The sequence below is a fragment of the Sorangium sp. So ce185 genome (assembly GCF_051526825.1).
Lineage (GTDB): Bacteria > Myxococcota_A > Polyangia > Polyangiales > Polyangiaceae > Sorangium > Sorangium cellulosum_D.
Genome location: NZ_CP150316.1, coordinates 9,828,741 through 9,841,641, shown reverse-complemented (window position 1 = coordinate 9,841,641; position 12,901 = coordinate 9,828,741). Strand labels below are relative to the sequence as shown.

Below are 12,901 nucleotides of genomic sequence, written 5' to 3'. Positions count from 1 at the left end.
TGTCTGGGGCGACGTTTCCTTCTATCGATTCTATCGATTCTATCGATTCTATCGACTCTATCGAATCGACGCGGCTCACGCCCCCGACGTCCCGCCGGGCGCCGGCGCCGCGCCGCTTCGCCCGGGCAGGGCAGCGGCTCTCGCGACGGCGGTAGACCCGCCTCACAGCACGAGCACCGCGAGCAGGCGGGGCCCGTGGAACAGGTCGAAGCCGCCGATGTCGATCTTGCGGCCGACCGTGTAGGTCGTCTCGTCTCCACGTCTCGTCGCGTGGATGCTGGACACGATGCCCTGGCCGACCGCCTCGACGTTGTAGGACAGCTCGGTCAGCAGGCGGAGCCGGCTGAGATACGACGTCAGCCGGAGTCGGAGCCCCACGGACAGGTTGCCGGAGAGCGCGATCATCGTCGCCTCGTCGACCTCGCGCGGGCCGCCCGGGACGGCGGGATCCGCCGAGAAGGCGTAGCGCACCGGTCCGGCGCCGCCGTAGAGGCCGAGGTCGCCGAACGGCGCGACCCGCGGCCACTCGCCGTTGCCCATCCGCAGGCTGAAGCCGCCCTGGTAGAAGCGCGATGTCACGCTCTGGGCAGGGCTCTGCCGCTCGAAGACGTAAACATCGCCGGTGCCCGGCTCCCGCTCGCGGAGCGCGTAGAAGATGCGCGGGAGCTTGTAATCCATGTACCGGAAGCCGACGAGCAGCTCCTCGAGGTAGAGATCGTCCGCGGCCTCCGGGAAGAGCTTCGTCACGTCGAAGCCGACGTCGACCTGGCGGACCAGGAGCTGGAACGGCGCGCTCGCCACGGCGCCGGCGTCGCGCCCGGTCGCCGGATCGACGGCGAGCTCGGTGACGTTGCCCGAGGTGAACCGCGCGATCTTGAGGCTCGTGCTGATGCCGACGAGGTCGGCGCCGATGTCGAAGACGTCGCTCGCGAAGCCGTTCAGGCCGATCAGCTTCCCGAGCGAGCTGTCGTACGCGATGTCGCCCCCCGACGAGAACAGCCGGTCCGTCTTGAACCCGGCGTTGAGGCGCGCGGCGTTGCGCACGTGCTCGAAGTCGTACGTGAGCAGCGCGCGGCCGCCGACCATGAACACGGGATCGACGTCGTAGGCGAGCCGCCGCGTCCTGCCCCGGTAATCGTTGATGCCGCCCGAGGAGCTCGGGCTCGCGAGCTGGTGGAAGAAGAGGAGCTCGACGTCGCTCTTCAGCTGGAGGTGGACGGCGTCGATGCTGATCGCCCGGCCCTGCTCGAGCAGGCTCTCCTGCATCTCGAAGCCCGCGGTGTCCTCGAGCGGCGTCCGTGCCGGCACGGCGAGCGCCTCGGCGCAGGCGGAGAGCGCCTCGCGCTGCTCCTCGAGGACCCTGGAGAGCGCCTCCGCGCGCGCCGCCGTGGCCCCGTAGCCCGGCTCGCCGCGCGCGACGCGCCGGGCCTGCTTCACGACGTACGGCGCCACGGCGAGCGCCTCCGTGTGCATCCGCAGGAGGAACGACGTGACGCGGAGGGCGTCGCGCGCGATGGTCGCGGCGGGCTCCTGCCCCGCGCTCGCCGCGCGGAGCTCGGCGGCCGCGCCCGCGATGTCCCGTTGCGCTCCGGCGAGCGCCCGCCGCCGCGCGGCGACCTTCCCCTTCGCGGCGGCGAGCTCGGGCGTGTCGGGCGCGCCGAGCGGCCTTCCGGCCGAGAGCCGCTCGACGCTCCGCTCCTCGACGGCGAGCGCCCGCGCGTGCCCTGCGAGCGCCTGCCACGCGGCCGGCAGGCGGCCCGCGGCGCTGGATGCGGGCGGGGGCGCCGCCGGCGCGGGCGGGGGCGAGGGCGCCGTGGGCGGGGGCGCCGTGGGCGGGGGCGCCGTGGGATCACGCGCGGCGAGCGCCGCCAGCGCGTCGAAGAGCCGCGCGAACGCGGGCGGCGCTGGCCGAGGCGCCGCCGCGCGGGCGAGCGCCTCGTCGAGCTTCACGCGGTAGAGCTTGGCGAGGGGGACCTCGTGCTCCCCGTCGTACGGCGCGGCCTCCTCGAAGCGCTCGCGGAGCCGCTCGCCCTCGTCGTCGTCGAGCCGGAGCGCCGCGACCCACGCGTCGCCCGGGGAGTAGGGGGTGTTCGCGAGGACCTCGTCCGCCAGCCAGACCGCGCGCTCCAGATCGGCCGCGCGGTCGTCGACGATCGCGCGGCGGGCGTCCTCGTTGGCGAAGGCGCGCGCCGCGCGGACGTTGTACGTGGCGGGGACGCACGCCGAGGCCGCGGCTGCGGCGAGGAAGAGGCCTGCGAGCGCCGGGCCCGGTCGCACCGGCGCGAGCCTACCACGGCGCGCGAGCGCGCCTCCACGCTGTCACGCCGTCGACGCACGGGGCGGCGCGCGGGGCGACGCGCGCGGCGCGCGGGGCGAGGCGCGCGCGTCGCCGGCGTGGCTGGCGTGCAGGCGCGGCGTCCGTTCACGAGCGCACTGGACGCCGCGCCGCCGGCCTGCTCAGAATGCGCGGCCGTGGCTGCCAGCCGACCCAACGAGATTGACGGCGCGCGGGCCGAGGCCTTGCTGAGCCGTCCCATCCGCGCAAGACAGCGCAAGACAGCGGTCGCTGACGGAGCATGAGCAACGCGTGAAGGAGAAGAACCGGGATGAATGATGCCACATCCAGCTGCGACATCGGCATGATCGGGCTGGCCGTCATGGGCGAGAACGTCGCGCTCAACATGGCCGACCACGGGTTCAAGGTGGCCGTGTACAACCGCACGGTGCAGGTCGCGAAGGACTTCGTCGCGAGGAACCCGAGCACCCCCGGCGGCCTTGTCTACTGCGAGACGCTGAAGGACTTCGTCCGCGCCCTGAAGAAGCCGCGCAAGGCGGTGATCCTGGTCAAGGCCGGTCCGCCGGTGGACATGGTGGTCAAGCAGCTCATCGAGGCGGGCGTCGAGCCGGACGATATCGTCGTCGATCTGGGCAACTCGCTCTGGACGGACACCATCCGTCGGGAGCACGAGTACGCGCAGCAGTGCAAGTTCTTCGGCTCGGGCGTGTCGGGCGGCGAGGTGGGGGCGCGCTTCGGCCCCTCGCTGATGCCGGGCGGCGATCCCGAGTCCTGGAAGCACCTGGAGCCGATCTGGCGCGCGATCGCCGCCAAGGTCGACCCTGCGACCGGCAAGCCGATCGAGGGCGCGGCCCCTGGCAAGCCGGTGGAGGGCGGCGTCCCCTGCACGGCGTACATCGGGCCGAACGGCGCGGGCCATTACGTGAAGATGGTCCACAACGGCATCGAGTACATCGACATGCAGCTCATCTGCGAGGCGTACACGCTCCTCGACGGGCTGCTCGGGCTGTCGAAGGACGAGATGTCGCGGGTGTTCGCCGAGTGGAACAGCGGCGACCTCGACTCGTACCTCATCCAGATCACCGCGGACATCCTCCAGCAGAAGGACCCTGTCCAGCAGGACAAGCCGTTCGTCGATTTCGTCCTCGACACGGCGGGGCAGAAGGGCACCGGCAAGTGGACGAGCAGCAATGCGCTCGACATGGGCATCCCCGCGAACGCCATCGCCGAGGCGGTGTTTGCCCGTTGCCTCTCGGCGCTCAAGGACGAGCGCGTCGAGGCCTCGAAGCACCTCTCGGGGCCGACGCCGACCCCGGTCAAGGATCGGCAGGGGACGATCACGGCGATCCGCGATGCCCTGTATTGCTCGAAGATCTGCGCCTACGCTCAGGGGTTCCAGCTCATGGCCGCCGCCCAGGCGGAGTACAAGTGGAAGCTCGATTTCGGCACGATCGCGAGCATCTGGCGCGGCGGATGCATCATCCGCGCGCGGTTCCTCCAGAAGATCACGGAGGCGTACACGCGCAATCCTGGCCTGACGAACCTCCTGCTCGACCCGTACTTCAACGATCAGATCAAGCAGGGTCAGGCCAACTGGCGCAAGGTGGTCTCGATCGCCGCGCAGAACGGCGTCTGGGCGCCGGCGTTCATGTCGGCCCTGTCGTATTACGACGGTTACCGCGCGGCCCATCTGCCCGCGAACCTCCTGCAGGCGCAGCGCGACTACTTCGGCGCCCACACCTACGAGCGCACGGATCAGCCGCGCGGCAAGTTCTTCCACCTCGACTGGCCCCACCCCTCCCGCCCTCAGCTCGAGATCAAGGGGACCGGCGGCGGCCACTGACCGCCCCCGCGACCCCCGCCTGACGGCGCGGGCCTGAGCAGGACCGGCCGGGACGCCGTCCCAGCCGGGCCTCGCCTCAGGTGATGCCTCGCCTCAGGTGAGGCTGATCCGCGGCCGCAGGTTCCGCTCGCGCAGGAACGGCTCGAGGTCGTCCATGATGTCGAGCTGCACCCCCGCCAGGCTCATCGCCGCCGCGATCGTCTGGATCCCCATGCGCCCCAGCTTGTTCATCTCCGGCGGCGGGCGGACCACGATGTGCTCGATCCGGTCGCGCACGCTGAGCCCCCACTGCGTCAGGACCACGCGCGCCTCGGTCTCGTAGCGCACCATGAGCGCCATGTCGTAGATGAAGTACGCCCGCTCCCCCGGGCGCATCACGCCCACGAGCTTCTGGTACGCGTCGACCGAGATGAACCGCGCCAGCTCGCCCGTCGCCGCCGTCTCGCGCAGGAGCTGCACCACCATGCCCGCCGGCTGCGTGATCCACACGCCGACGCTCCCGCTGTCGTCGAGCAGGTGCGGCTGCCTTCGGAACGCAAGTCTGCGGTTCGACGGAAGCATCTCTCTAATGACAATAGCCATTCCGGCTACCGGGGCCCGCCCGCGACGACCGGAGGCGCTCCGCCCGCCCATCCGGCCCGGCAACGCCGAAGCATGCTGCTGTTCCACACATCACCGGCCGAGCTCCTTCCTCGGGGTCAACGCTGCGCCATGGTGGTCCCAAACGGCGAATACGACCAGAAATGTGCGATTCTGCCGCCTCAGGCCGCCGGTGGCAACGTCGCGCTGCGGCGCCGGACGCCACCGCGATCCCTTCCGGAAACTTCCCGGAAACACTGGAAAACGGCGGACGCTCGCGGCCGCCCGCTCAGCCCCGGCACGGCCACCCCCGGCGCGCTCTTCGCCGGCCGCGACGCGGCGAGCGGGGGCGACGCGCGCGGCCGATCAGGCGAACAGCGCGGCGCAGGCCGACCCGATCAGGTTGACGTGCTCGAGCCGGGCGATCCGCGGCTCGACGCGCGCGCCGAGGAGGCCGCGCAGCGTCTCCTGCACCCGCGGCGCGTAGCGCGGATCGCCCCAGAAGAGGCTGCCCTCGGCCAGGATGCCCACCCCCGGGGGGCTCTCGAGCACGTCGGCGACCGCCGCGAGCGCCGCCGCCACGAGGTCGGCCGAGCGCTGCAGCAGGTCGCCGGCGACCCGGCGCGCGTCCCCCGTGCCCTCGTCGCGGAGCCGCACCAGGTCCGCCGAGCTGGTCAGGGGGGCGTGGTCCGGGCAGAGCCGCGCGAAGAGCCGCGGCAGGTAGGCCCCGGACACCGCCTTCTCGAAGCGCTGCGCCCCCGGGTTCTCCGAGCTCGCGTCGACCTCCGCGTCGAAGGGCTGGAGGTGCGGAGGGTTGAAGTTGCCGTTCTCGAGGTTGACCGCCATCGGCGCGACGAAGTGCCCGGTCTTGAGCTTCGGGATCCGACCGGCGGGGAGGAACGTGGCCATGTTGGTCCCCGTCCCCACGATGAGGCCGATGAACGCCGCGGGCGAGGCCCCGCCGTGCGTGAAGGCGCCCCCGAGCAGGCTCGCCACCGTGTCGTTCAGCACCCGGACCGGGCCGGGCCGGAGCCTCCGCGCGGCGAGCGCCCGGCCGAGCCGCTCGCCCACGTTCGTGCCCTCGACCCCGGTGATCTGGACGCCCTTGGTCCAGCGGAGCAGCCGCGCGTCGAGCGACGGCAGGGTCTCCGAAGGATACGAGAAGCAGTACCCCACCGGCAGGCCCTGCACGGCGCCGAGGCGCTCGACCAGCTCCGCCTGCACATCGAAGAAGGCGTCGCCCGCGACCTCGGGCCCGCCCGGGAACTTCGCCGGCGCGGGCCCGGCCACGATGCGCGACACGCCGCCCGGCTGGAGCTCCACGATGGCGGCGCGCAGGTTCGTGCCGCCGGCGTCGACCACCACGGCGCGGCCGGTCATCCCCTCCGGCGGCGGCGCGAGGTAGGCGGGGAGCGCGGCGATCTCGGTGCCGGGCGTGGAGAGGCCGAAGACGATGCGGGCCGCGAGCGTGCGGCGAATGTCCTGGAGCTCGGTCAGCGAGAGCTTCATCAGGGAAATTCTTACCCTCTGGCTCCTGAGAAGGAAATAACTTTGCACGTCCCGCCGCGAGCGTGCTTGGCGCCGGCCCCGCTCGGACGGCAGATGTCCAGCGCGCCGCCGCCGCGATTGCGCTCTGCGTCACCTGGAGGACGTGGCCGAAGAGCGGTTATCGTCCACACCGAAGACGACCGGATAGACCACCGTCGCGACGCTCTTGCGATCGGCGGGGGAGGGGAATCGGAGGCCGCGGAAGACGTCGAGCACGCAGCCGACGACCTTGGGGTCGCGGAGCGGCGGAGCGGACGACGACGGCGCCGCCGCGCCGGGCGAGGGGAGCGCGATGAGGAGGGGCGCGTCGGCGGGCGGGTGGTCGGCGTCGCCCGCGTACGTCACCTTGCCCTGGCCGTCGACGACGAGGTGCACGGGTATCCGCCCTTCGAGCTTGGGATTCGCGCGAACGCCCTTTTCGTAGCAGGCGCGCATGGCGCCGAAGTTCTCCTGGACGACGCGCCGCACGACGTGCGGCGGGATGTGGGCTTTGCCCTTGATCGGCTCATAGGGGTTGCTCTTGCAGCGGCCGGCGATGCTCCGCACGACCTTCGCGTCCTTGTCGAGCTCCCGCTCCAGCCCGGCGCGCGCGGCGCCCGCCTTCTTCGGGTTGCGCCCGTTGAGGATGAGCGACGCCCGCAGCTTGCGGACCGCGGTGCTCGTCCGGGCGAAGCTCTCCTGGATGTTCCTGGCCTCGCGGGCGAGCTCCGGATCGGCGGCGCGGACGGCGGCCGCGTCGGCCCACAGGTCGAGCCGATCCGCGATCCGCAGCAGCACCTCGGGGGGCGTGCTCAGGTCGGACTCCCGGAGCACCTCGATCATCCGCGAGGCCTTCTGCACCTCGGGCCCGAGCGCCTTGCAATCGGCCTCGATCGAGCGCGCGACGCGCCCCTTCGAGGACGAGACCGCCGGGGCGCGAGCCTTGTCCGCGGCGCGCTCCTTCGCGGCCTCGGGCGCGGCGTCGCGGGCGAGCCGACTCCCGGGCGAGCGCAGCGCAGCGCGCTCCTTCTCCACGGGCGACGGCAGGAGGGCCTCCTCGGGCGACGGCAGGAGGGCCTCCTCGGGCGGGGGCAGGGCGGCGCGCGCCTCTCGGATCGAGCTCTCCGGGACCGCGATCGGGGCAGCGCTCCGGAGGTGCGCGGGATCGGCGTCGGTTGCTGGCTCTCCCTGCGACGCCGCCCCGCAGCCCAGCAGGGCATGAACTCCGACGAGGACGAGCAACGCGCTTCGCATCGGTTCCTCCGAGGTCCGTCCGACGTACGGTCCGCCGTTTTGATACAGTACACCGGTCCGAGCAACCACCGCACGCGAAACGGCGGCGCCCTTCCGGAAAGTGCGACAGGCGGGGCAGACGGCCCTCACTCGCTCACCCTCGCGAGCGCCGCCCGCGCGCAAGGCCGCCCGCGCGCGAGGCCGCCCGCGCGCGAGGCCGCCCGTATCGGAGCGCGCGGCTCAGTACGGCGAGGAGGACGTCCGGTCCACCTTGTCGGCGTCGGCGGCCGGGGCCTTCGACGCGGCGGCCTTGTCGGCGTCGGCCGCCGGAGCCTTCGACGAGGCGGCGATGAGCTCGCGGATGCTGCGCTCCAGCTGCTCTATCCTGATCGGCTTGCTCAGGAACATCGCGTTCTCCACCTGGCTGAGGCTCTCTCGGATGGCCGGGTCGCGCGTGCCGGTGAGCAGGATGATCGGGAGGTCCGCGCGGATCTTCCGCACCGTGGAGACCAGCGTCAATCCATTGATGTCAGGCAAGTAATAATCCGTGACCAGGACGTCGGCCTGCATGATGAGCGCCCGGTTCTCGAGGGCATTCCTGCCGTTGAGGAAGCAGTGCACGCGATGGCCGTCGAGCGTGAGGATGTCCTGCCATCCTTCACACAGCTCCTCGCTGTCCTCGACGATGATGATGTTCAGGAGCATGCTCCCACCGCCCATCGGACCTGCGTGTCGACCTTCACGCCGGGCATTCACGACGGATTAGCAGCTCGTGCGGCAGGCGTCGAGGATTCCTAAATCCAACGCGTTGTCCCGCTCGAAGCGCTGGCCGGCTCCGGCGCGGCTTCGGCGCGCCGGGCGAGGCGAGAGTAAGGCGTCGCCTTACATGAGAGCACGTAGTCCAGGCGAGATCGCCGCGGATTCAAGCCGCTCCGGCCGGCCGTGGGGCCGTGGGGACGAGGCCAGCGCGGCGTCCGGCAGCCGGCGACCCGCGGCGACCCCAGCGCCCTGCGGCGAGGGCCCGAGCGTCTGTTCCGCGTCTGGCCGGGGGGCGGCCTCAAGCTTGTCTCTGGGGCAGCTCCAGCTCGAAACACGTATTCTTGTGCTCGGTCACGAGCCGCAGGTCGCCTCTGTGGTGGTGCGCGATGTTCCGCGAGAGGCTGAGGCCGAGGCCGGTGCCGTGCTCCTCCTTCTTCGTCGTGAAGAACGGGGTCATGATCTTCTCTGCGAGCGCGGGATCGATCCCCTTGCCGCTGTCGATCACGCGCACGTAAACCCTGCCGTCCGACGGGCGCGCCTCGATCCGGATCCATCGCTCCCGGAGCGCCGAGATGGCCTCGACGGCGTTGTTGATCAGGTTGATGAGGATCTGAATGATCTGGACGGGGTAGCAGTCGATGACGAGCTCCTCCTGCGGCAGATCGAAGCTCAGCTGGACGCTCGCCTGCTGGAGCCGGAAGCCGCTGACACGGACGGCCTCCCGGATGAGCTCCTGGACGTTGTGAGGGCGGAGCTTCTCGGACTCCATCCGGGTGATCGACCGCAGGCCGGAGATCACGTTGGTGATGTTCTCGACCATGCCGTCGATCTCGGTCGCGACGCGGGCGAGGCGCTCCTTCTCCAGCTGCCCCCGCTCCGCGAGCCGCTTCAGGAGATCGGTCTTCGTGGTGATCACGTTGAGCGGCGTGTTGATCTCGTGGGAGATCCCGGCCGCGACCTCGCCGAGCGACGCGAGCTTGCTGAACCTCGAGAGCTCCTCCTGTTGGGAGAGGATGATCCGCTGCGCCTGGACCCGCTGCGTGACGTCGAAGATGAGAAGGATGAGGTAGCTCGGCTCCTCGTCGCCGAAGCTGACGGTGGCCGTCCTGAGCTCGATCCAGAGCTCGCCGCCCGCCCGCTCCGCCAGGTTGATGGTGAACGACGCGAGCGGCTTCTGTCGGGCCGCGTCCGAGACATCGGCGATGCGCGGCGACTCCGCGCCGTGGAGGACGAGGTCGAGCAGCTCGTCGAGCGCGAGGCCGTGGAGCTCGGGCTCGCCCTTGCCGACCTTGTCGGCGAACTCGTTCGAGGCGAAGGTCACCCGGTAGAGCCCCTGGTCCGACTCGAGGATCGCGAGGCCCGCGTTCGACGCGGAGACGACCTTCTTGAAGACCTTGAGGTGCTGCTCCTGGAGCACCCGCTCCGTGATGTCGAGCGCGATGGTGCAGACGGACTGGGCGGTGCGTCGGTCGTCGAGCAGGGGGAACTTCGATGAGAGCCAGTAGCGGAGCTTGCCGCCCACATGCAGGCTCTCCTCCAGCCACATCGGCGACCGGCTCTTCAGCACCTCGAAATCGCGCTCCCGCAGCGCGCTGCCGGCCTTCGGGCCGAACAGCTCCTCGTCCGTCCTCCCCAGCACGTCCTTCTCGGAGCGCCCGAGGACGTCGCAGAAGCGCTGGTTGACGTAGACATAGGCGCCGATCGAGTCCTTCATGGTCACGAGCGCCGGCGTGTTGTCGAGGATGGCGGAGAGCCGCTCCTTGCTGACCCTGCTCTGGGTGAGCGCGTGCACGAGCTCGGTGTTGTCGACGAAGCTCACGACGGCCCCGTCCGCCTCGCCCTTCGACCCCGGGATGAGCTGGATGCGCGCCTCGAAGTGCCGGTCGAGGACCTCGAGCTGGAGCCGCATGGGCCGCCGCTCGCGCAGGCTCTCGGTGACGAGATCGAGGACGGGCTCGACGTTCAGGTGCGCGAGGGCGGCGCGGACGTGCTGGCCGCGGTCCACCTCCGAGATGCGGAACAGGTGGCGAGACGCGGGGTTGTAGTCGGTGAGGCGGAGGTTCTTGTCGACGACGAGGAGGGGATGGGCGATCGCGTTCTGGATCGCGACGAGCCGCTGGTTGAGCGTCATCAGCTCGGACGACTTGACGTTGATCTCCTGGTTCAGCGTCGTCAGCTCCTCGTTCGCCGACTGGAGCTCCTCGTTCGTGGTCTCCAGCTCCTCGTTGGTGGACTGGAGCTCCTCGTTGGACGACTGGAGCTCCTCGTTGAGGGCCTGGAGCTCCTCGCTCGCGGTGTCGTGCTCCTCGATGATGGTCTGGAGGTGCTCCCGCGCCGCCGCGAGCTCCTGCTCGAGCCGCCGGATCTGCTCGTCCGGCGCGAGGCGGGAGCCGCTCGCGGGCGCCTTCGCGGGGCGGGGCGGGTCGTGCGCGTGGCTGAAGCAGACGATGAACTCGGTCCCGCCGTCGGACGGGAGCGGCACGACGGTGAGCTGGAGCTTCCGCTCCTCTCGGTCGACGACGAACGTGTGCCGGTGATCCCCCTTCGCGGCGTGGCCCGACCGCGCGGCCCGGTGGAGCAGCGCGGCGAGCTCGATCGCCACGTCGGACGGGAGCAGCTTCTGGATCGAGACGCTGGGCTCGCCCTTCGGGAAGTTCAGGTACCGGTTGGCGTTCCCGAAGACGTGCCGCACCCGGTGGTCGTCGTCGACGAGGACCGAGTCCGGCGCGAAGCCGTTCACCATGGCGGTGAAGCGGTCCATCGCCGTGGTGGACTGGCGATCCTTCGTGATGAGCGCGCTCTCGCGGTTGAACTCCTGCCGAGAGTACGACCGCGGGAGATCGCCCTTCTTGCCGGACCGGGCGAAGATCTTCGCGTTCTTGTCCGTGAGCTCGAACAGGTCGCTCGCGGTCGTCGCCGACTCGGACTTGCCGAGGAACAGGACGCCCTGGTCGTCCATCGCGAAATGGAACGTCTTGAGCGTGTGCTCCTGCAGGTGGGGGTTGAAGTAGATGAGGACGTTGCGGCACGAGACGAGATCCAGCTTGAGGAACGGCGGATCCTGGGCGACGTCGTGGCGCGCGAAGACGATGGCGTCGCGGACGTAGTCCTTGATCCTGAACCACTGGTCCTGCTCGTCGAAGTACCTGGACCGCAGCTTGGGGGGGATGTCGGCGACCGCGGCCTTCTGATAGAGCCCCTTGCGCGCGACGGACATCGCCTGCTCGTCGATGTCCGTCGCGAAGATCTGGACGTTGAGCTGCTTGTTCGCCTTCTCGAGCGCCTCGAACGCGAGGATGGCGATCGAGTACGCCTCCTCGCCCGTGGCGCAGCCGACGACCCAGGCGCGGAAGCTGTCGCCGGTGCGCTTCTTGTCGATCCGCTCGACGATGGAGGCCGCGAGGGCCTTGAACGAGGCCTCGTCGCGGAAGAACGACGTCACCGAGATCAGGATGTCCTGGAAGAGGAGCCTGCCCTCCTCGGGGCGCACGCGGAGGTAGTCGGCGTAGGCCTCGATCGACTCGCAGCGCGTGGCGATGACGCGCCGCTCGATCCGCCGGCGGACGGTGGTCTGCTTGTACTGGGCGAAGTTGACCCGGCTCGCCTTCTCCAGGAAGGTGAGGATGCTGTGATACGGGTCCTGCTGGCTCAGGCTGAGCTGCCGGAGCGAGGCGTCCGGCTGGTCGGAGCGGCCGGCGAGCTCGTTGAACTTGCTGAGCTGATTGGCCATCTCCTCCAGGCCGAGCTCGAGGTCGACGGCGCCGGTCTGCTTCGCGGCGCGCGGCATGCCGTCGTACTTGGCCGACTCGGGGGTCTGGCAGATGGTGACCCCGCCGGCGGCCTTGATGGCGCGGACGCCCTGCGCGCCGTCCGACCCGGTCCCCGAGAGGACGACGCCGATGGCGTTCTCGCCGTAGTGCTCGGCGATCGACTTGAAGAACAGGTCGACCGAGGGCTTCGGGCCGACCTTGGTCTCGGGCTGCCGCAGGAGGAGGACGTCGCCGTCGACCACCACGTCGGCGTTGGGCGGGGTCACGTAGACCGTGTTCGCGCAGAGGACCTCGCCCTCGGAGACCTCTTTGACGTTCAGGGTGGTGGAGTGGCTGATGATCTCGACGAGCCGACTCCGATGCTGCGGCGCGAGGTGCTGGACGATGACCAGGCTCATCCGATCGGCGGCCTTCAGGCCGCCAATCAGGATCCGGAGCGCCTCGAGGCCCCCCGCGGAGGAGCCGATCCCGACGACGTAGGTGGGGCCAGCCACGGCGAGCTGCTCGTGGGCGGCCGGGGCCCCGGCGCTCTGGGCGATGAAGCCAGGCGTACGATCCTCCAGCTTGGGTGCGACCTGCGCAGTCGCTGGCTTCTTGTTCCTGCTGGATGGCCGCCTGGCGCGGCTGCTGTTCTTCGTTCTCATGGAGACAACAGACCGCGAGGGCGCGGGGTCATGAGGGTACCGGATGCGGGCGTAGGGGGCCATCCGATACCACGCTGCCCGGGCCGGCGCAGCGGGCCGCGCGCGGTCGCGCGCCCCCGACGCCCCTCGCTCGGCAGCGCCGCTCCGCGGGGATCGCGCGCCGGGCGAGCGCAGGGGGTGCCGCGCGGGCCGGGGATCGTGCAGGATGCAGCGAGCCTCACGCGGACGGACGCAAGGGGCGGTCGAGAGT

The 12,901-nt window shown here is 70.7% G+C and carries 7 protein-coding genes; 1 reads left to right on the top strand and 6 read right to left on the bottom strand.

All coding sequences use genetic code 11. From position 1 onward, the window contains the following. Positions 1-162: 162 nt before the first annotated feature. Positions 163-2,277, bottom strand: a complete 2,115-nt coding sequence (locus tag WMF26_RS36105) for a hypothetical protein (RefSeq protein ID WP_437996424.1) — start codon at positions 2,275-2,277, stop codon at positions 163-165. 329 nt (positions 2,278-2,606) lie between these two features. Here WMF26_RS36105 and gndA point away from each other — a divergent pair, with 329 nt between their 5' ends. Next, positions 2,607-4,139: an NADP-dependent phosphogluconate dehydrogenase gene (gene gndA, locus WMF26_RS36100; protein WP_061629641.1), complete on the top strand. Its 1,533-nt coding sequence runs from the start codon at positions 2,607-2,609 to the stop codon at positions 4,137-4,139. A gap of 93 nt (positions 4,140-4,232) precedes the next feature. On the opposite strand, the gene WMF26_RS36095 is transcribed toward gndA, so the two are convergent. From WMF26_RS36095 to WMF26_RS36075, 5 genes are all read right to left on the bottom strand, one after another. Then, positions 4,233-4,700, bottom strand: coding sequence for a hypothetical protein (locus tag WMF26_RS36095; RefSeq protein WP_020739056.1), 468 nt, complete (start codon positions 4,698-4,700; stop codon positions 4,233-4,235). A gap of 384 nt (positions 4,701-5,084) precedes the next feature. Continuing rightward, the gene (locus WMF26_RS36090) at positions 5,085-6,227 is read right to left on the bottom strand and encodes a hypothetical protein (protein ID WP_437332802.1); all 1,143 of its coding nucleotides are present in this window, start codon (positions 6,225-6,227) and stop codon (positions 5,085-5,087) included. Between the two features lie 129 nt (positions 6,228-6,356). Further along, positions 6,357-7,499 carry a hypothetical protein gene (locus WMF26_RS36085; protein WP_437996423.1) on the bottom strand — a complete coding sequence of 381 codons (1,143 nt, stop codon included), beginning with the start codon at positions 7,497-7,499 and terminating at the stop codon, positions 6,357-6,359. A gap of 219 nt (positions 7,500-7,718) precedes the next feature. Further along, on the bottom strand, positions 7,719-8,183 hold the full coding sequence (locus WMF26_RS36080) for a response regulator (RefSeq protein WP_437996422.1): 465 nt from the start codon (positions 8,181-8,183) through the stop codon (positions 7,719-7,721). 352 nt (positions 8,184-8,535) lie between these two features. Continuing rightward, positions 8,536-12,651: a chemotaxis protein CheB gene (locus tag WMF26_RS36075; protein WP_437996421.1), complete on the bottom strand. Its 4,116-nt coding sequence runs from the start codon at positions 12,649-12,651 to the stop codon at positions 8,536-8,538. Between the last annotated feature and the right edge of the window lie 250 nt (positions 12,652-12,901).